This is a genomic window from Alicyclobacillus acidiphilus NBRC 100859, assembly GCF_001544355.1.
Classification (GTDB): Bacteria; Bacillota; Bacilli; order Alicyclobacillales; family Alicyclobacillaceae; genus Alicyclobacillus; species Alicyclobacillus acidiphilus.
Genome location: NZ_BCQI01000067.1, coordinates 1 through 18,438 on the forward strand (window position 1 = coordinate 1; position 18,438 = coordinate 18,438).

18 protein-coding genes, 2 pseudogenes and 3 riboswitches are annotated in these 18,438 nt (G+C 52.4%); of the genes and pseudogenes, 12 read left to right on the forward strand and 8 right to left on the reverse strand.

Annotated features, from left to right (window positions below):
• Positions 1-465 precede the first annotated feature (465 nt).
• The gene (locus AAC01S_RS15755) at positions 466-651 is read right to left on the reverse strand and encodes a hypothetical protein (protein WP_067624608.1); all 186 of its coding nucleotides are present in this window, start codon (positions 649-651) and stop codon (positions 466-468) included.
• A 94-nt stretch (positions 652-745) separates the two neighbouring features.
• Here AAC01S_RS15755 and AAC01S_RS15760 point away from each other — a divergent pair, with 94 nt between their 5' ends.
• Positions 746-1,324, forward strand: a complete 579-nt coding sequence (locus tag AAC01S_RS15760) for a manganese catalase family protein (RefSeq protein ID WP_067624611.1) — start codon at positions 746-748, stop codon at positions 1,322-1,324.
• A 706-nt stretch (positions 1,325-2,030) separates the two neighbouring features.
• Complete coding sequence (locus tag AAC01S_RS15770; protein WP_083511878.1) at positions 2,031-3,119, forward strand: amidohydrolase; 1,089 nt, start codon at positions 2,031-2,033, stop codon at positions 3,117-3,119.
• An 81-nt stretch (positions 3,120-3,200) separates the two neighbouring features.
• Here the strand turns inward: AAC01S_RS15770 and ahpF are convergent, their stop codons facing one another.
• Positions 3,201-4,730, reverse strand: coding sequence for an alkyl hydroperoxide reductase subunit F (gene ahpF, locus AAC01S_RS15775; protein WP_067624617.1), 1,530 nt, complete (start codon positions 4,728-4,730; stop codon positions 3,201-3,203).
• 12 nt (positions 4,731-4,742) lie between these two features.
• Positions 4,743-5,306, reverse strand: a complete 564-nt coding sequence (gene ahpC, locus AAC01S_RS15780) for an alkyl hydroperoxide reductase subunit C (RefSeq protein ID WP_067624620.1) — start codon at positions 5,304-5,306, stop codon at positions 4,743-4,745.
• Between the two features lie 222 nt (positions 5,307-5,528).
• On the opposite strand from ahpC, the gene AAC01S_RS15785 reads away from it, so the two are divergent.
• The 4 genes from AAC01S_RS15785 (at position 5,529) to AAC01S_RS15800 (ending at position 9,175) form a co-directional block, all read left to right on the forward strand.
• Positions 5,529-5,957 (forward strand): Fur family transcriptional regulator, encoded by a 429-nt coding sequence (locus AAC01S_RS15785; protein WP_067624623.1) that lies wholly within the window; start codon positions 5,529-5,531, stop codon positions 5,955-5,957.
• A 222-nt stretch (positions 5,958-6,179) separates the two neighbouring features.
• The gene (locus tag AAC01S_RS15790; protein WP_067624626.1) at positions 6,180-6,944 is read left to right on the forward strand and encodes a CDP-alcohol phosphatidyltransferase family protein; all 765 of its coding nucleotides are present in this window, start codon (positions 6,180-6,182) and stop codon (positions 6,942-6,944) included.
• Positions 6,945-7,048: 104 nt separating this feature from the next.
• Positions 7,049-7,108, forward strand: a riboswitch (Fluoride riboswitch).
• Between the two features lie 74 nt (positions 7,109-7,182).
• Positions 7,183-8,361, forward strand: coding sequence for a hypothetical protein (locus AAC01S_RS15795; RefSeq protein WP_157071226.1), 1,179 nt, complete (start codon positions 7,183-7,185; stop codon positions 8,359-8,361).
• Positions 8,362-8,412: 51 nt separating this feature from the next.
• A riboswitch (Fluoride riboswitch) is annotated at positions 8,413-8,480 on the forward strand.
• A 41-nt stretch (positions 8,481-8,521) separates the two neighbouring features.
• Positions 8,522-9,175: a hypothetical protein gene (locus AAC01S_RS15800; protein ID WP_067624629.1), complete on the forward strand. Its 654-nt coding sequence runs from the start codon at positions 8,522-8,524 to the stop codon at positions 9,173-9,175.
• Between the two features lie 65 nt (positions 9,176-9,240).
• Here AAC01S_RS15800 and crcB read toward each other — a convergent pair whose 3' ends face one another.
• Positions 9,241-9,606 (reverse strand): fluoride efflux transporter CrcB, encoded by a 366-nt coding sequence (crcB, locus tag AAC01S_RS15805; protein WP_067624631.1) that lies wholly within the window; start codon positions 9,604-9,606, stop codon positions 9,241-9,243.
• Positions 9,603-10,001 (reverse strand): fluoride efflux transporter FluC, encoded by a 399-nt coding sequence (locus AAC01S_RS15810; protein ID WP_067624633.1) that lies wholly within the window; start codon positions 9,999-10,001, stop codon positions 9,603-9,605. The genes crcB and AAC01S_RS15810 overlap by 4 nt, the downstream gene beginning before the upstream one ends.
• Before the next feature lie 50 nt (positions 10,002-10,051).
• Positions 10,052-10,115, reverse strand: a riboswitch (Fluoride riboswitch).
• A 169-nt stretch (positions 10,116-10,284) separates the two neighbouring features.
• On the opposite strand from AAC01S_RS15810, the gene AAC01S_RS15815 reads away from it, so the two are divergent.
• Genes AAC01S_RS15815 through AAC01S_RS15825 form a run of 3 tightly spaced genes read left to right on the forward strand, consistent with a single transcriptional unit; the run spans position 10,285 to position 13,999 of the window.
• The gene (locus AAC01S_RS15815; RefSeq protein WP_067624647.1) at positions 10,285-12,630 is read left to right on the forward strand and encodes a xanthine dehydrogenase family protein molybdopterin-binding subunit; all 2,346 of its coding nucleotides are present in this window, start codon (positions 10,285-10,287) and stop codon (positions 12,628-12,630) included.
• A 2-nt stretch (positions 12,631-12,632) separates the two neighbouring features.
• Positions 12,633-13,481: an FAD binding domain-containing protein gene (locus AAC01S_RS15820; protein ID WP_067624636.1), complete on the forward strand. Its 849-nt coding sequence runs from the start codon at positions 12,633-12,635 to the stop codon at positions 13,479-13,481.
• Between the two features lie 2 nt (positions 13,482-13,483).
• Positions 13,484-13,999, forward strand: coding sequence for a (2Fe-2S)-binding protein (locus AAC01S_RS15825; protein ID WP_067624639.1), 516 nt, complete (start codon positions 13,484-13,486; stop codon positions 13,997-13,999).
• Here the strand turns inward: AAC01S_RS15825 and AAC01S_RS15830 are convergent.
• Positions 13,955-14,824, reverse strand: a complete 870-nt coding sequence (locus AAC01S_RS15830; RefSeq protein ID WP_067624641.1) for an FUSC family protein — start codon at positions 14,822-14,824, stop codon at positions 13,955-13,957. The genes AAC01S_RS15825 and AAC01S_RS15830 overlap by 45 nt on opposite strands.
• 127 nt (positions 14,825-14,951) lie before the next feature.
• Here AAC01S_RS15830 and AAC01S_RS19380 point away from each other — a divergent pair, with 127 nt between their 5' ends.
• The 3 genes and pseudogenes from AAC01S_RS19380 to AAC01S_RS15845 form a co-directional block, all read left to right on the forward strand.
• Complete coding sequence (locus AAC01S_RS19380; RefSeq protein WP_067624643.1) at positions 14,952-16,013, forward strand: XdhC family protein; 1,062 nt, start codon at positions 14,952-14,954, stop codon at positions 16,011-16,013.
• Entirely contained in the window at positions 16,006-16,638 is a 633-nt protein-coding gene (locus AAC01S_RS15840; protein WP_083511882.1) for a nucleotidyltransferase family protein, read from the forward strand. The genes AAC01S_RS19380 and AAC01S_RS15840 overlap by 8 nt, the downstream gene beginning before the upstream one ends.
• 93 nt (positions 16,639-16,731) lie before the next feature.
• Positions 16,732-17,199 (forward strand): annotated as a pseudogene (locus tag AAC01S_RS15845) (GNAT family N-acetyltransferase); the annotation flags it as partial.
• A 68-nt stretch (positions 17,200-17,267) separates the two neighbouring features.
• Here the strand turns inward: AAC01S_RS15845 and AAC01S_RS15850 are convergent.
• Both AAC01S_RS15850 and AAC01S_RS20375 read right to left on the reverse strand, forming a co-directional pair.
• Positions 17,268-18,125: an alpha/beta hydrolase gene (locus AAC01S_RS15850; RefSeq protein ID WP_083511884.1), complete on the reverse strand. Its 858-nt coding sequence runs from the start codon at positions 18,123-18,125 to the stop codon at positions 17,268-17,270.
• A 186-nt stretch (positions 18,126-18,311) separates the two neighbouring features.
• Positions 18,312-18,438, reverse strand: a pseudogene (locus AAC01S_RS20375) (transposase); the annotation flags it as partial.

An 18,438-nucleotide genomic window follows, 5' to 3' on the forward strand; every position in this document is an offset into this window, starting at 1 on the left:
GCAAAAATGACGAGACATGCTAGGCAAGTTCGGTTACGGTTGGGGAGAGGGAACCGGTGGCTGCCCGTGTTTGCTCGGCTGTATGAGTCATTTGGCTAAGAGGCAGACATTATGCACATGTGGATAACCCCACGAACCATTCGGGGATGTTTAACCGTGGACAATTTTGTTAACAGCCTTCTCCCATACAAAGTTGGCGGAGTTTCTCGACGTAATTTCGTCCTCGCCACGCGAAGAACAACGAATTTAGTTCATACGTCACGGATTCAGGATCTCTTCTAGTATTGTACTTGCAATTGTGTAAGGAATATAGCCTTGAAACACCCTCCTACGCTCTATTTCACGCGGGCACCACTTTTGCGGCTTTTTAAGGGGGTTCTCAGGCGTTGGGGGTGATTTTGGGACATGTATCGTCGAGGGTTCAGAAAATCGAAGACGGGCCCTATGTAGCGGCCTGTCTTCGCATTACAATAGGATATTGTTCCTCTTCCGTGCAACCTCAATCGCGGGATCGAGCGGGTCGTCGCCCTCGGTGTCAGGAACATCAAACTCCCGCAAAATTCCTGAACCAGCATCTTCTCCGATTCCGTGACCACAGCCGCAAATCACAACGGAACCAGATACCTCGATGTGGGTATCTTGTCCGACCATCATTCCATCCCTCCATTCCTGCTTGCTTCCGCATTTGGTACACTGAATTACAAACACCTCAAATCACGCTCCACACAAGGATTTATCCTGATGGATACATGATCCGAGTTTTTATGAAAAGAAATTGCAGTACCCAGTGCGCGTGAGCAAATGTGATCCACGTCTTGCAAAATACTTGATTGAGCAATATGGCGGCGCGGACGGTGAACTTTCGGCAGCGTTGCGCTATTTGAATCAACGCTACACCATACCGGACAAGGTCATCGGTCTGCTCACCGACATTGGAACAGAGGAGTTTGCGCATCTCGAAATGATTGCCACCATGGTCTACAAATTGACCAAGGACGCGACACCTGAACAGATGCGGGAAGCGGGCCTTGGGGATCATTTTGTCGACCACGGACCGTCTCTGTTCTATCACAATGCAGCAGGTGTTCCATGGACAGCCGCCTATATTCAGTCCAAGGGGGATCCCATTGCCGATCTCTATGAAGATATCGCTGCGGAAGAAAAGGCGCGTGCTACGTATCAGTGGTTGATTGAAATCACGGACGACGTGGATATTCAGGACAGCCTCAAGTTCTTGCGCGAACGCGAGATTGTCCATTCCATCAGATTTCGAGAAGCTGTCGAAATTCTCAAAGACTACAATGGAACCAAAAAGTTCTATTAAGGTGGGTTGTTTGCACTCACACACTGGGGAATGCGTGCGAATTAAATGCACAGTTGACAAATGCATTTAATCGGAATACATTAGAGGTAACGTTATGTAGAAGCTGATCGAACGTTCGAAGGCTCACTTCTCGTTTCACGGTGCGGAAAACGTTTTCTGCAAACGTGGCAGGGTGGGCCGTTTTTATTGGCTGCGACTCGGATGTGTTGTCGTGTTGCTTATGGAGCCTTGGAGGCCGAACCACCATGTTCAGAAAGGATGAGGACGATGAGTTCATCCAACTTCGAGGTCATCAGATTGAAAAAGGACGCCCCTAACTTTGGGAACGAGCTTGAAAAAATCAGGCGTCAAATTCAATATGACGAAATTAAAGTCCTCGACGTTAGCCGGACGTCCCCTACGGAACTTGTCATCGTGTTCAAGAGACGAATGAGCTCGTGACCGTGCCACATGTTCAAGCTGCCCCCAAAATGGGGAATAGATACATGTAAAATCGGATTGACATACTTGGATTTCCTGCTATATTGAATTTAATCTAAAAAGAGTCGACCGGGCTACTGGAGGCTCTCAGGTGCGAGCAAAGGCATCTGAGAGCCTTTTTTGCTTTCGTACCTTGGGTATCCAGCCGTTCGTCTGGTCCCAAGGTCCATGGTTCAAGTTGCTCGGTCGATGTCCAACGTGGGGAGAGAATAGGGGAAGGAAGTTGATGACGAAGTTGGAGCAGGATTTAGTGGCTATTCGTAGACATCTGCATCAGAATCCTGAAACGGCACATCAGGAGTATCAAACAACGGAGTATATTCTGGCGTGTTTGCGGCGGCACGGAATCCGGGTGATCGACTATGGCCTGACCGCTGGCGTTGTGGCGGAAATTGGCGGAATCGTTCCTGGACCCGTGATCGCCTTGAGAGCGGATATCGACGCGCTGCCTGTCACGGAACAGACAGATCTGCCCTATGCCTCAAGGATTCCCGGCAAGATGCACGCCTGTGGACACGACTTTCACACCGCGGTTGTCATCGGCGCTGGTATCTTGTTAAAACAGTTGGAATCAGATTTGCCCGGTACCGTGCGTCTCATATTTCAGCCGGCGGAAGAGACTGCGACCGGCGCAAGATGGATCATGGAACATCGTGTGCTGGACGACGTGTCGTGCATTTTCGGACTTCACAATAAACCGGATCTTCCGGTTGGCACAGTAGGAATAAAGGCTGGCCCATTGATGGCAGGGGCATATGGGTTTGTGGTTGAGATACAGGGACAGGGGAGTCATGCGGCTGTTCCTGATCATTCCGTCGATCCGATTGTAACCGCGTCACTTGTCGTCAGTGCGCTCCTGGAGGTTACAATTCGAACATTCGATCTCGGCGTCCGACAAGCGGTTCTAAAACGGTTCGAAGACATTGTCTACGGCGTTTCGTCCGCCCTCGGTGCATCTGCTTCGATTCGATGGGTACAGGGTCCGCCGCCAGTCAACAACCATGAGGGGCTTACGGATTTTGTTCGCGATGTTGTGGCGGGAACGGGGTTGCGTGTCGTCGAGCCAAAACCTTCTGCGGCTGGTGAGGATTTTGCTTTCTATCAACAAAGCGTTCCAGGTGTGTTTGTATTCGTTGGTACGTCGGGGCATTACGAATGGCATCATCCTCAATTTGATCTCGATGAAAGCGCGCTGCCATTCACCGCAGAATTTTGCAAAGAATTGTGCAGATTGGCATTAACCCGACTGCAATTTCACGATCCACTGGCGTTCTATGGGGAGGCTGACGAGGAACAAATATTTGACGGTCCGTGAAATGACCGGCCGGGGGCCGACGCCAGTCACCGAGACGGTGAACTGGCTCGTCCCTCCATCCGGAAAGACGCGATAGGCGCGTTAGTTGCGAATGAGGTAGTCAAATGCGCCTAAGGCTGCGTTGGCACCCGAGCCCAATGCGATGACAATCTGCTTATAAGGGCTGTCGGTACAGTCACCGGCGGCAAATACGCCGGGCACGCTAGTGGCCCCTCGTTTGTCCACGATGATCTCGCCGACTCGATTCCGCTCAACGGCACCTTCCAGCCAATCCGTGTTCGGCACCAGACCAATCTGCACGAATACGCCTTGCAGTTCGATGTGATGAACCTCACCGGTGGCGCGATCGGCGTACGTAATTCCATCCACCTTGTCGGTACCCGTGATTTCTTTCGTTTCAACATTCGTAAGAACCGTCACATTCGGCAGGCTGTACAGCCGCTTTTGGAGTACGGCGTCCGCTTTTAGTTCAGGCATAAATTCAAGCACTGTCACATGCCGTACAATGCCAGCCAGATCAATTGCGGCCTCGATTCCCGAGTTACCGCCGCCGATCACGGCGACGTCTTTGCCTTGATACAGCGGTCCGTCGCAGTGGGGGCAGTAAGCCACCCCTTTATTTTTGAACTCCGCCTCGCCCGGCACACCGATATTGCGCCAACGTGCGCCTGTCGAAATGATCAGCGTCTTGCTCTTCAGAACAGCGCCATTCTCAAGTTCAACCTCGATGAGGTCTTTCTTTTCCAACCGTTTGGCTCGTTGTGCCTTCAGGATATCGATTCCGTAGTGTTTCACGTGTTCCTCAAGATGCGACACGAAGGTTGGACCTTCGGTATATTTGACACTGATGAAATTTTCGATTCCCAAGGTGTCCAGTACTTGACCACCGAATCGTTCCGCCACGATGCCGGTGCGAATGCCTTTGCGCGCGGCGTAGATGGCTGCGCTCGCACCCGCAGGGCCGCCGCCAATGACAAGGACGTCGTACGGATCCCTGTCTGCCAATTGCGACGCGTCGGGAGCACTGCCCAATTTCGCCAGGATTTCCTCAATCGTCACACGGCCGCTGGAGAAAAATTCGCCATTCAGGTAAACCGTTGGCACGGCCATGATATCTTTGTCTTCGATTTCGTTCCTGAACGCGCCGCCATCGATCATGGTGTGCGTGATGCGAGGGTTCAAAACACTCATCGCATTCAGCGCTTGCACGACGTCCGGACAGATATTGCAACTGAGGCTGACGTACGTCTCAAAATGGTATTCACCATCGATATTCCTAATCTGCTGGACAACAGATTCCTCAATCTTTGGCGCCCTTCCACTGACCTGCAGCAGAGCAAGTACGAGCGACGTGAACTCGTGTCCGAGCGGCACGCCAGCGAACGTGACACCCGTGTCTTCACCAACGCGATTTACGCTGAAACTTGGTGTTCTGGGCAATGACGCTTCTTCGACAGTGATTTTAGGAGACATGCTGGCGAGCTCGTTTACGAGCGCCAGCATGTCTTTCGACACGTCGTCGGAACCTACACACACCTTGAGCAGCACGTCGTTCTCCATCAATTGGAGATACTGGTCCAACTGTGCTTTAATCTCTTGATCCAGTATCATGGGTTGTCCTCCTCAAATCTTGCCCACCAAGTCCAGGCTTGGCTTCAACGTTGCTTCACCTTCCCGCCACTTGGCTGGACACACTTCTCCTGGATGGTTTCGCACATACTGCGCAGCCTTGATTTTGTCCACCAGCGTGCTTGCATCGCGACCGATTCCGCCCGCGTTAATCTCGATGGCCTGAATGACTCCGTCGGGATCGATGATGAACGTTCCGCGATCCGCCACGCCTTCCTCTTCAATCAGCACGTCAAAGTTCCGGGACAAAACGTGCGCTGGATCGCCTATCATGGTGTAGGTGATTTTGCCGATGGTTTCGGAAGTATCGTGCCATGCTTTATGCGTATAATGAGAATCCGTTGAAACGGAGTATACTTCGACGCCAAGCTTTTGCAACGTTTCGTACTGGTTTTGAAGATCTTCCAATTCCGTCGGGCAGACGAACGTGAAGTCCGCTGGATAGAAGCAAACGACACTCCATTTGCCCTTGAAATTCGCTTCCGTGACTTCAACAAATTCTCCGTTTCGGTACGCGTTTGCTTTGAAGGGTTTTACTTCAGTTCCGATGAGAGACATAATCAAAATCCTCCTGTACACGATTTTGGTATTTTAGAATTGGTTAACAAACATCAAACGCATTTACAGTGTTTCCCGCAGGTCAACTATATAGTACAATATATATTAAGTGACATCAGCTCCTTTTTGATAATAATTATTATCTAGTGGTTATTATAAATATGTAGTGTGTTCATGTCAAAGATCATTTGCTAAATTGGAAAGTGAGTAGGAGGAGAGTTCGTGCTGAATACCGCTGATATACCGAAGCTTCTCAAGGACGCGGGACTGCGGGTAACGCCGCAGCGCGAAGCAATCCTGGGTTTCTTAATAGAACATACCAAACACGCGACTGCGGATGAAATTTACCAGTCCATTCACAAGACATTTCCAAGTATCAGTGTGTCTACGGTGTATAACACAATCAAACACTTTGCACAGGTTGGATTGGTTAAGGAGATCACGTTCGGGGACAATGCCAGTCGTTTTGATATCAACGTTCAACCGCATCATCATCTTGTGTGCAAAAAATGCGGGACACTCATTGATTTTTATCTGGAGAAACCGCCGTCGTTCGCGTTGCCGCCTGAAGCGTCCGGCTTTGAAATCGAAGATTTTCACGTCGAGGTCAAGGGGATTTGTCCAGCGTGTCGTGAATCTTCGCGTGGATAAAGTCTCTATTGACAAGTATTTGGACCTTACGGTAGTATCTTGCTAATATCAAAAGGAAGTAAATCTATCGGATTACAGAAATCAATCTCCCAGGCCATTTGTTATGTCTGGCAAGTCGTTTCCAAATTGCCGATCAGAAGACTGAAGGCTCAATGGAGCATCATCCATTGGGCCTTTTTATATTGTGCGCGCGGTGACGCGTGTAAAAGGGAGATGGCGTTCATGAAGTTTCAGGACACGTATTTTTATCGCTGTGCAAATAATCCATATATTCGTTTTCCAAAACCATGGGATACCTACTTTACGCTGCCTGTGTCCGTACCGGTGAGTGAATGGCTTTGCAAAACGAAGATGAAGCCCAATACGGTCTCGGTGATTTCCTTGCTGGTCGCATTGGTTGCCGCAGCTTCTTTCTATCGCGGCGATCGCGTGTCCCTGATTGTTGGCGCGCTCATCTTTCAGATCTCGTATATTTTGGATTGCGCGGATGGATACATCGCCCGCAAAAAGAGACAGACGTCGCAGCTTGGGCATTGGTTGGACCACACGTTCGACGAGATCAAAAAGCCAGTTTTGCTCATCGGCCTGTTAATGGGGCAGAACGCCCTCCATTCCGTCGCACCGTGGGGGTGGATTGCCGCTTTACTGTACATTTTCAGTCGCGTACTCGTGAAGACGGACAGTACAATCAAGCATCGTGAAATGGCGGAGGCGACCCTGACGCCAACCGGGGGATCCAATATGCTGTTGACGGTCCGACAGAAGTGGTTGTTTGAACACTTTGGCATCGTTATTTTCTTTACTTCCATCGAATCGCAGGCGATCTCGTTTGTCATCGGACCCATCTGCGGCTTTCCATTGAGTTTCATTCTTGTTGCGGCTGCGTTGTCCGTTTTGTGGTTCGTCTACGTGGATGGATTTCGATATTGGAGGAATCAATTCCGGATCAAGCAAAGCGCCAACTCGAAGCCTTGCGTCGACTCTTAAACCGCCGGATTTGTCGCAGCAAAAGCCGCACATGAGCCACGGCCTAGCACGGGCGACTGGTTGAACCGTATATACAAGTCGAGAAAGATCGTTTACACTATGGGCAATTGATTGGTGATGGAGCTCACCATAACTGCCTAGCGGCTAATGGCTCCTACGAATGGATCGTTTTGATCTGTTCGTAGGAGCCATTTTTGTTTCTCTCTTCGAAAGGATGAGCGGGATGAGGGAATTGCTGATGAGCGTGCGGATTGAAAACGGAGAGTGCTTGTCAGGCAAACCGTTTCTCTTCGATTCGCACGGATATACCAATCGAGATGACTTCGTGGCTCACTGCATGCGAGAATCCATGATCGTATCTGTTCAAGAACTGCAAGAATGTATAGAGGGACAAGTTTTTGAAGAAGACGAAGACGTTCTGGTGAAGTACACGACTGAAGAAGTGATCGAACTGCTGCGGTATGCTTCGATTCCGTTTTTGTGGTTCAATATGCCAGACGCGCTACGTCAAATGTTTGCGACAAAAGCAGTGATTCCGATCAGTCGCAAGATGAAGCCGCTGGACCAGGCCATGGTCGTTCTTCAGCACCTGAAAAATTCCCACAACAAGCGTGGGGAGTGGAAGCACCTGTTGGATAAACATTTGACAGTCGTCGAGATACCATCGCTCGGCTGTAACCTGAAAGCTGTTGTTCTGCATGGCACGACGGATGACGTACTCAGGTTCGTGAATGAGTCAATCTATCAATTTGAAAACTCGATGATGCGGAAGGAGGTGTACGCAGGATATCTGTTTGCGTCATATAGTTCCTTTTTTGATGATAAACGCGCTGAATATTGGCTCGACTCGACGGTGGAAAGGTACGATCCCGACTTGCGTTTTTTGGAAGCTGTCGTGCATTCCATGCAACACATTGTGTTTTTTCGCACCAAAGTTGACTCGCGTGTCCACGAGAAGGGGGATTTGCTCCAGCGAATTCGACACTTGGAGGAGGAAGTCAGGTTATTACATGAACAACACTCAAATGAGATACATGAACTACTACAAATCATTTCAACATTTACTCGAGGCAAACAAAGAGAGCAAAACGAAGATAGCGATACACACAAATGCTTGGAAGGCCGTAAAATTGCCGTGGTTGGAGACGATGTACGACAGCCAGTATACCGATTGTTGCTGGAACGGGAAGGCGCGATCCCCATCTTCATACCTGGATTCGAGAAACTTCGTCTTGGTGCCGAACGTTTTAACCACGTCGACGGTGTAATCTTTATCACGGCGTATAGCAGCCACAGTCTGTACTATGCATTGAAGGCGCGTAGGAGCATGAGACACACGGTGCTCGTCAATCATTGTGGGGTAAAGTCTTTTCAAGATGGCATCGCCCAATTGTGCGCCATGTTTGCGAGCGCGTGACGAGTTGCCGTTGTTGGACATACTCCACGCAAGCGCAGCATATAACATATCAACTGAATCGGTGATGGAGCTCACCTTTAACCGTTCGGCGCAAGCCAACTAATAGCCCCTACTGTTTGTTTTCACATGCAGTAGGGGCGTTTATATTGTGGAGGGGCCTATGTCGATAGGGATCGTTTGTATCGCGTTCGTTGTCGCAGTAGACAACGCGTTGCTTGCAGGTTTGCTGTTGCCAACGCATACGACAGAAAGAGAAAAGAAAGTGACGCTGTCCGTGATCGGAGTCTTGTTGGCAGGTTCGCAAATGCTCCTGGCGGCAAGTGTTGACCATTTGATGAATCATATTTTGTTTCGAATGATTGCCATTGCCCTGCTCGGTTGGATGTCGATCCGGACGCTCGGCATGGTGCCGCAGCCCCGAAGCATGTTCGGATTGCTTGGAACTACCGCCAAGCTATGGGCATTCACTGTATTCGGGAACTTGGACAACATGATTTGGCTTGGTTCGGAATTAAAGGGGGAGCGAATCTGGTTGGTTGTCTCATCTGTGGGAACCATTCCGCTGTTTGTCATGGTTGGGCTGCTGCTGTCGCGACAGATTGCGAAACAGCAGTGGATTCTCCATATAGGTGCAGGCATGATGGCTTGGGCGGCGGCTTCACTCATGTTAGATATACCAACGATCAAAAGTTTTGTCGAGAACCTCGACGATGCGCCACGCACAACGTTTCAGTGTCTGGTTACGATCGCTATTTTGGGGATTGGATTTGGGATTCGCTACACAGTTTTTCGAAACGTCAAGCGTAAGCACTGAAGCAAGTAGGAGTGGAACGGTACGCGCTTTAACACTTGACAGGCGACTATACAAGTCGCCCATGCTCAAATCCAGAATTGAATCATCCATGCAAGAAACAATCCCAGCGCAAGTGAACTGCCAATGTACACGACGCCAACCAACCAATCTGTTCGAAAAAGTCTTATCGTCTCGACCGACATCGTGGAGAACGTCGTGAAACCGCCGCAAAAGCCTTCACCGAGTACGAGCCACCAATTCGGATCCTGATGATGCACGGTGAATGTCTGAACGAAGATTGCCAACAGCAATGTTCCGATTAGATTGATGAGCCATGTTGCCCAAGGAAACGGACTCTGATTCACCTTGGCCATGGCTAATCCAACCGAGTATCTCGCTACAGCCCCAACGCCTGCGCCGACGCCTACGAAAAGCTCCGCACGGCATATCATGCTGACATCTCCTCAGTGGTTCTCGCCGGGCGTGGACTCAGAGCAAAGATGATCCGGTCCCCCATAAATGCGAGAAGCGGCCCGCCGACGATACTGGCAAGAACATAAGCGGCCGCAAGCACAAGATGTGTTGATCCCAGAGCATCCACGCCTGTGCAAAATGTCGAGAACGTGGTGAATGCGCCGATAACACCTGTACTCAAGCCGGTTCGTAACCATGGTTTCATGGGGTGAATGTCTGCAAATCCATAGAACAGTCCAAGCGCCAATGAGCCAGAGAGATTGATCACCAAGGTATCCAAAGGAAATGAATCGGGTGTCGGAATGACAAGACCAAGGGTATACCTGAGCATGCCGCCTAGAACGCCGCCAAGAAATAATGCGATATACGTCAATTTCTGCACCCCCTAAACAAAATCAAGGCTCCTGCGAACGCCAAAGAAACTCATTCGCAGGAGCCATTATCCCGGATTCGGGCGGTTAAGGTGAGCTCCATCACCGATTGAATTGTCACTTCATTATACAAGATATATGCCTAGAGACGAAAGGGGTGCGTTATAAGACAAAACGCCCAACACATAAAGATGTGGGGAGCACAGACGCATGGTGTGCAATGGATAGCTCCAGTTTGAAGACGAGGGGGAACGGCCCGTGTCAGAGGCGTTTTCTCCATGGAATATGGCGCACTTCTCCACGAATGGATCCGAAACGACCGTGGTCGGTCACAGCGTCGGGCGCAAGGATACCTCGTTGAAGGTGACCGGCCATGCCAAGTATACGGATGACGAGATCGAGTCGGATATGCTGCACGCCGCCTTACTCACCAGCCCGCACGCGCACGCGCGGATCCTTTCGATGGATCGGCGTCGCGCGTTACAAGCCCCAGGCGTTCGCGCGGTCCTGTTTGGCACCGATTGTCCGAACCATACGGGCGATCCGTTGGCCGATAGACCGATCTTGGCGATCGACACCGTCCGCTACGCAGGCGAACCCGTGGCGATCGTCATCGCGGATGAATTCCACCAGGCCGCCGCCGCACTCGCATCGATAGACGTTGTTTATGCGCCTCTGCCTGTCGTCCAGTCACCGAAAGCGGCCTACGAACCGAATGCGCCTTTGCTGCATCCCGACGTGCATACATACCGCAGGAACAGAGCTGAGGCGAACCCGATTCCAGGGACCAATATCGCGACGCACGTACCGATACGTAAGGGCCATCCCGATGATGTGTGGGCGTCATGCGACGTCATCGCGGAAGTGGAGGTGTCATTTCCGCAGGCACATCACGCGTATATGGAGACGCCTGCCATCATCGCAGAAATCGATCCTGATGGCGAAATGCACATCACCACGTCGACACAATCTCCGTTCACCATTCCCAGCTTGATTCATGAGACGTTTGACGTGAACCCGTCGCAGGTGCGTGTCCATGTGCCGTTTGTAGGCGGGGGATTTGGCGGAAAATCGAGTCCGTATCTGGAACCCCTTGTCGTGGCAGCGTCCAAAGCGGTGGGCGGTCGAAAGGTGAAGCTTCGGTGTGAGCGAGAGCACGCCATGCAGACACTGCCCTGCCATATTGGACTTGAAGCAAAGGTCCGCCTTGGCGCCAAACGCGATGGGCGGTTCGTCGCCGTCGACATCACGTATTGGTTCGACGGCGGTGCGTACGCGGATAGAGCCGTGATCGTCACGCGCGCCGCCGTTCAGGATTGCACAGGTCCTTATCGCATTCCGCACGTGCGATGCGACGGTTTCTGCATGTACACGAATCATCCACCCGCTACGGCGTATCGAGGTTTTGGCCATCCCGAAGAAACCTTCGTGATTGAGCGCGCCGTGGACGTATTGGCCCGCCAGTTACATCTCGATCCGCTTGAAATTCGGCGCTTGAACGCCATTCGCACCGGAGACTCGACACCGACGCAAACGCTGTTAACCGGGGGCAGGGTGGGCAATGTGCCGGGGTGTATCGATCACTTGAAGAAGTTGATGGAATGGGACGGCCGAGCAGTGCGCAGGGAGGGCTCCCGCATCATTGCCAAAGGGATGTGTTGTTCCTGGAAGACGTCGAGCACGCCTCCAAACGCGAGTTCGGGGGCCATCGTCCGAGTCAATGAGGACAGTACCGTGACCCTGTTATCCGGCGTCGTGGAGATTGGGCAAGGTACCAAGACGGCACTTGCTCAAATGGTCGCCGAAGTGTTCGCCATGAGTGTGGATCGAGTTCACGTTGTTTTGGAAGTCGACACCAAGGAAGAACCGGAGCATTGGAAAACGGTTGCCAGCCGCGGCACGTTGCTGGCGGGAAACGCCGCTGTGCGCGCAGCGATCGACGCCGTTCGTCAACTGCAGGAGACAGCCGCCATTGTGTTTCAGTGCCGCCCTTCAGACGTCCGGATTTCGAATGGTGTGGCCAGTTGCGCCCATGAGGAAAAGGCGATCCCCATCGGCGACTTCAAAAATGGCTACGCGTTCCCGGACGGGCGCAGTGTGGGCCGCATGGTGATCGGCCGCGGAAGTTACACCATCGAAGACGTCACTCCGCTGGATCCGGAAACGGGTCGGGGAAGTCCTGGTCCAGAGTGGACGGTTGCGGCACAGGGCGTGGAGATCGAGTATCGTCCTGCAGACTGTACGTACCGCGTGTTGCGAGCGTTTTCCGTGATCGATGCTGGCAAAGTGATTCACCCAGCTCTCGCCCTGGGACAGGTCAAGGGCGCGATGAATATGGGCCTCAGCCTGGCCAGTCGCGAAGGTTATGTGTACAGCGGGCGAGGGGTGGTCACCAATCCGCAGTTTCGGGTGTATCCTATTCATCGCTATGGAGACCAACCCGAGTATCACGTTGTCTTTTTGGAGACGCCGGATGAGCATGCGCCCTGGGGATTGCGCGGACTCGGCGAACATGGACTCATCGGCATGCCTGCCGCACTCGCCAGCGCGTTGTCGAACGCGTTGGGTGTGGACGTGAACGAAATGCCGATGACTTCTGAGCTGTTGTGGCGGATCCAGACGGGTGGATGATCATGCATCCCATGGACTTCGAATATGTGTCGTCCCCCACCTTGTCCGACGCTGTACGGCAGTATACGAGATTCGCGCAACTGGGTAAGCGGCCAATGTATTTCGGCGGGGGGACGGAAATCATCACCTTGGGCCGTCTCCATCAAGTCAATCCCGATGCCGTGATCGACCTGAAGCCGATCCCGGAGACTCAAGTCATGGCTGTCCAGCAGGGACAACTCGTGCTGGGAGGCAGCATCACCCTGACACAGATTACCGATGCGCCGTGGTTGGGCGAGGCATTCCCGCTGCTGCAGGAAACCGTTCATGAAATTGCGGATCGGACGGCCCGAAACAAGATCACGATCGCCGGCAATATCTGCGGAACAATCTTCTATCGAGAAGCGGTTCTTCCGTTTCTTGTGTGCGACAGCAAGGTACGAACCTACGGACCAAAGCGAGGGAAAGAACGCAGCATTCATCGCGTGTTCAACAGAGAGGCGCGCCTGGAGCCAAGCGAGTTCATCGTCCAGCTTGTTACGGACGAAACCGCGCGAACCGCTCCCTTTGTCCACATCAAGCGCCGCAAGGCAGGTCGGGTTGGCTATCCGATTGTCTCAGCCGCTGCGATACGGATAGATGATCGCATTCGCATCGCCTTCAGCGGCGTATGCCCGTTTCCATTTCGATCTTCAGCGATCGAGACAATCTTGCGACAGCGCGGGCTCACCGTGAGACAGCGCGTTGATCAAGCGATTCAACGGATTCCGTCCCATCTCATTCTCGACGACTATGAGGCGTCACGCGCGTATCGGACGTTCGTGTTGGCGAATGTTCTTGAAGAAATTCTTCAGCGGTTGGGAGGTGCCTGAGCATGCCGAAGCAAGAGGTGTCGCTCAGCATCAACGGCGAACAAAGGATGGTGGTCATTCGATTCGCCGACACGCTTCTCGAAGTCCTCCGCGGCAAGCTGGGTCTAACTGGCGCCAAACCAGGCTGCAACAACGGCGATTGCGGGGCGTGTACCGTGCTCATCGACACGTGTCCGTATAAGGCTTGCATCATGCTTGCCGTCGAAACCGTCGGGCACGAAATTACCACGGTCGAAGGACTTCACAGTACCCCCATCCAGCAAGCCTTTGCCGACTGTTACGCCTTTCAATGCGGATACTGCACGCCTGGATTCATCATGAACGCACACGCCTTATTGCAACAGCATCGGGTCATCGACGAATACACGATTCGGGAATGGCTCGAGTCAAACATCTGCCGTTGCACGAGCTACGAGGAAATTGGCGAGGCGGTGCGGACGGCTGCTCGTCTACGCGACGCCAGGACGGCGCCTTCACTGGATACTTCCGTTGATACTCAGCAACGTCGGGATCTCTGATGCCAGACTTCGCAGCCGATCACGCCACACGTTGCGCTCGTCCTCCGTCATAGTCTCGGTGAACGAATCGATCAACGCGACGAAATGGACACATGCCTTGCGAATTTGATGCCACGCCTGTGTGACGTGATCGACTTCACGGTTGCTCACATAGATATTGAACAGGCGCCCCTGTCGCATCGTCTTCAGCGACTCCGTCATCTGGGCTGTGTCATCCAGTAAGACGTTCACCTGTAGTTGGAGATCTTCTGAGCGAAGTAGACCTTGCTCCAATTCATCGGCTATGACGTTCACCGTATCGATGAAGCGTTGCGCGAATTTGCGCAAGGTTTGCTCGGTCTTTCTCAAGGTGTTCGGCGGAAATAGAAATACAACGAACATGGCGCCGGCGACAGCGCCAATCAGCGTATCCTTTGCCCTGTCCCACGCGTAACCGGACGAGTGATTCTCGAAATATAAGACGAACAAGATACTGAGTGCGACTTGATGAATCAGCGGATCGGAGGCGCGACACGCCTTCAAGACAGCGGTACTCAGCAGCAGCGTGATCGCGAGAGCCCATGCCGTCACCGGAATCGACTTGGCAAACAGGCCAATCATCACGACGCCGATGACGGTGCCTACGGATCGATACAGCGCGTATCGAAGCGACTGTCCCACAGACGCTTGCAAGCACAGGATGAACGTCAATGGAGCAAGATAGGGGTGCTTCGATCCGGTCAGACGGGCCAGTTCCCACACGATGGCAGATCCCAAGGCGGTTTTCCAAACGACCGCAGTTTGTTCTAGAAAGGTTACACCATTTTGCGCGGCACGTGTTTGCACGACATGTCCCCCTATAGAAACCGAAATGTCAGATCCTTATCCGGAGTGTGTCCAGTTGTTCGCCATTTCACATGGAAGCAGGTTCGCATTTGCGCGACGTTTTCGAGAAGGGAGTTGGCAGGGACCAATGGACTCGATGTATCATCTGCTTTCCGTTTTGGAGCGATCCAGCGCTTCAGCCGTGCTTGCGACGATTGTGCGAGTTGATGGTTCCTCCTATCGCAAAGCGGGGACATCGGCGTTGTTTCTGGAAGACGGCACGCAAATGGGGACCCTTAGCGCAGGGTGCGTCGATCACGACGCAGCCGCGAGAGTTTCGGCCATCCTGGACGGAGGCGTGTCGCAATGCGCGGCATACGACCTGCGCAGCGAAGATGATCTGTCATGGGGAAAAGGCTCTGGATGCAACGGCACAATCCATGTCTTGTTTGAGCCTGTTGATTCGGAGTTCCGCCAACATCTGCTGCAGGCAAAAACATATCTGGACAGGCGTTGTCAGGTCACGCTGATTCGTGAACTATCAGCAAACGGTGTGGTGGTTCGATATGCGTTCGTGATCGAAGGAAAGCGCGCATTTGGCTCGTGGCGTGAAGCGATTCCGGAGGTCGCCGAGGAATGGTCTTTGCGAATACCACCGTTTCACCAAGACGGTGCGTTGCTCGATATCAGCCTCGATACCAACGGCGAACGCCATTCCTTGTTTGCGCAAACCTTGTGGCCAAAGGCGCGGCTCGTCCTGCTTGGCGCGGGACCGGATGCGCGGCCTCTTGCCATGTTCGCCGCAAAGGCGGGTTTCTCGGTAACGGTGTGCGACTGGAGGGAGGCGTACGCCTCGTTCGATTATTTTCCAGACGCGGACGCAGTGCATGTGGGCAACCTGACGAACGTCGTCAACCAATTGGAGTTAGGCTGTTTGGACGCGGCAGTCGTCATGACGCATTCGTTTAAGACAGACAAGGAACTGCTCTCGAAGCTTTTACCGATCCGCCTGTTATACCTCGGCATCTTGGGACAACGAGTTCGCACACAGCGACTTTTGCACGGCGATCCATTACCGGACTGGCTTCACGCTCCGGTTGGGCTGCCCATTGGCGCGGATGGCCCAAGCGAAATCGCCGTCAGCATTGTGGCGGAATTGATTCGCGTCATACGCGGGAATTGCACATGGAGTGTGGGGAGTCATGGGTAGAATGGTGGGTCTGTATTTAGCAGCCGGAAGCAGCACTCGCATGGGCTGCGACAAGCTGTCACTGCCGCTTCGCGATGGCACGTTAGGAAGTCAGGCTTTACGCTCCGCCTGTTCATCGAAGCTGGACGACGTACTCGTGTTGACCAAGCCAGACGATACCTTGGGGTGGATACCCCTGCCTGCGAGGAGCATGGAGGGGTTCCATAAGGTCCGCCACATTGAGTGCCCAGAAGCGTCTCTCGGACAGTCTTACACCCTTCGATGCGGCATTGAGGCGGCCGAGCATCTGAACGCGGAGGCTCTGATCGTCATGCTCGCCGACCAACCTTTTGTTCCAGCCGCCATGATCAATCGCCTCATCGAAACGTACCGAGATCGAATTCTGATAGACCCAAACACGCTGTGTACAGCGGCCACTCACCGTGGTATCCCGCGCCCTCCGATTCTGTTTTCTCATGGGTTGTTTCCCACGCTCAAACAATTGAAAGGTGACGAAGGAGCGCGCAGCTTGTTTCGCAAAGGCGGGTTACGCCCGGTCATGATGGAGTACGCGACAAAGGCGTATTTTCAAGATGTCGACACCCCGACAGACTATGAGGCGATTCGCGCCGCAGCAACTTGTTGAAACGGCGTTGTCGTCTGACGTGCGCCGGGCGTGCTGCCTTCTTCACTGATCATCGGGACGAGCTTGTACAATGTAAATGACTATCTGCCTTAATGGGACGCACCGTATTTTGAACATAAGACCTTGTCATGGGAAGAGTATGAAGCCAAGAAGGAAACCTTCGTCGAGCAGGATGATTTCTGGGCGATTGAGGTCAAGGGCAGCGTGATCGGAATTGTCAGTTATTATTGGGAGCACAAGCCATCGAATTGGCTTGAAATGGGGATCGTCATCTATGATCCTCAGTATTGGAGTGGTGGATACGGAACAAAAGCCTTGGCGCTTTGGATCGACCATTTGTTTGAAACACTTCCGCTCGTGAGAGTCGGGTTCACAACGTGGTCAGGAAATCACAGGATGATCCGGGTCGGCGAAAAGCTCGGGATGGTCATGGAAGCGCGGTTGCGTAAATGCCGATATTACAACGGGGTATATTATGATTCCATTCGCATGGGAATCCTGCGTGAGGAATGGGAAGAGACCAGAGAACGAATCTATCGTGCTTTGTTTGAAAAGGAGTAGATAGGCTGCTTGAAGTCGCTTGAAGTGGCTCCTGCAGGACGAAGCACGAGCCACTTCGATTCGAGGATTCAATGGTTTTGCTGTGCGAAATAGTGGTCAACGGCGTACTGAAATGAACTTAGAAAAAACGAAGTAGCCTTTTGACTGACCTCGGCTTTTGGAGATATGATGTCAAAACCGTGATAGCAGCCTTTGTACATCTCGAAGTCGACAGGCACACCAACTTGCCTTAAACGTGCCACGTATTGAATCGTTTCATCGCGGAACGGCTCCAAGTCACCGACAAAAGTGACCGTGGGTGGCAGGTTTGTAAAATCGGCAGCCCTTGCTGGCGCAGCATAGGCGGGAACATCCTCACCATGCAAATCACGGAGGTACAGTTTCCAAGCCCACTTATTCAAATTCGAGTTCCAAATTGGCGCATTGTTGTCTACGGATGACTCTGTGATCATTCGATCATCTATCATCGGGTAGAGCGGCATTTGAAACGCAATGTTCACTTCGCCTCTATCCCTCGCGTAAAGCGTCAGGGCTGCTGTCAATCCTCCTCCGGCACTCTCTCCTCCGACCATAAGCTGATCGTCACGGATTCCAAGTTCTTTGGCATGCCCTTTCATCCATAACAGAGCGTCGTAACAATCCTCAAGGGCTGCAGGATAGGGCGCCTCAATCGACAATCGGTAGTCCGGAGCAATAATGATACAATTACTTTGAGCAATGAGTCTCTTATATGTTGCAGCGCTCATTTCGGGAGTTCCCATTGCATAGCCGCCGCCGTGAATCCACAGTACGCCAGGCACATCAGGCTTTGGCTCCAGGGGCTTGTATATGCAAATTCTTAGCCTGGAGTTGTCGCCGGATCGGGGAATCCACTCTTCAGAACATGACAAACCTTTGATGGATTTTCCCTTCGTCCTGCTCAACATCTTCTTATTGGTATACAGGGATTTCACGAATTTTCGTTCACTCGATTTGCGTGTTAGTAAATTGAGCGTTTTGCAGAATGGTCGTTTTGGGTGGAGGTGAAAAAGGAACAACACCTAGGGTAAGTAAACTAAATTCCACATACTGGTATTCTTGCGCCGTTTCTCGTCACGTCAACTCGTTTTGATTTATGCAGTCTTCTTGTGTCGTTCGATATGGTTCACAGCTAGTGCCGATGCAAGTAACACGATCGCGTTGAGGAACATGTGTGTCTTTACTTTTCGGATGCCTCGGACATGGACGTCGTTCGCCGTC

Coding starts and splice junctions, on each gene's coding strand:
- AAC01S_RS15755 (WP_067624608.1), bottom strand. CDS start 651: ATGGTCGGACAAGATACCCACATCGAGGTATCTGGTTCCGTTGTGATT.
- AAC01S_RS15770 (WP_083511878.1), top strand. CDS start 2,031: ATGACGAAGTTGGAGCAGGATTTAGTGGCTATTCGTAGACATCTGCAT.
- ahpF (WP_067624617.1), bottom strand. CDS start 4,730: ATGATACTGGATCAAGAGATTAAAGCACAGTTGGACCAGTATCTCCAA.
- ahpC (WP_067624620.1), bottom strand. CDS start 5,306: ATGTCTCTCATCGGAACTGAAGTAAAACCCTTCAAAGCAAACGCGTAC.
- AAC01S_RS15790 (WP_067624626.1), top strand. CDS start 6,180: ATGAAGTTTCAGGACACGTATTTTTATCGCTGTGCAAATAATCCATAT.
- AAC01S_RS15795 (WP_157071226.1), top strand. CDS start 7,183: ATGAGCGTGCGGATTGAAAACGGAGAGTGCTTGTCAGGCAAACCGTTT.
- AAC01S_RS15800 (WP_067624629.1), top strand. CDS start 8,522: ATGTCGATAGGGATCGTTTGTATCGCGTTCGTTGTCGCAGTAGACAAC.
- crcB (WP_067624631.1), bottom strand. CDS start 9,606: ATGATATGCCGTGCGGAGCTTTTCGTAGGCGTCGGCGCAGGCGTTGGG.
- AAC01S_RS15815 (WP_067624647.1), top strand. CDS start 10,285: ATGGCGCACTTCTCCACGAATGGATCCGAAACGACCGTGGTCGGTCAC.
- AAC01S_RS15820 (WP_067624636.1), top strand. CDS start 12,633: ATGCATCCCATGGACTTCGAATATGTGTCGTCCCCCACCTTGTCCGAC.
- AAC01S_RS15825 (WP_067624639.1), top strand. CDS start 13,484: ATGCCGAAGCAAGAGGTGTCGCTCAGCATCAACGGCGAACAAAGGATG.
- AAC01S_RS19380 (WP_067624643.1), top strand. CDS start 14,952: ATGGACTCGATGTATCATCTGCTTTCCGTTTTGGAGCGATCCAGCGCT.
- AAC01S_RS15840 (WP_083511882.1), top strand. CDS start 16,006: ATGGGTAGAATGGTGGGTCTGTATTTAGCAGCCGGAAGCAGCACTCGC.
- AAC01S_RS15850 (WP_083511884.1), bottom strand. CDS start 18,125: ATGTTGAGCAGGACGAAGGGAAAATCCATCAAAGGTTTGTCATGTTCT.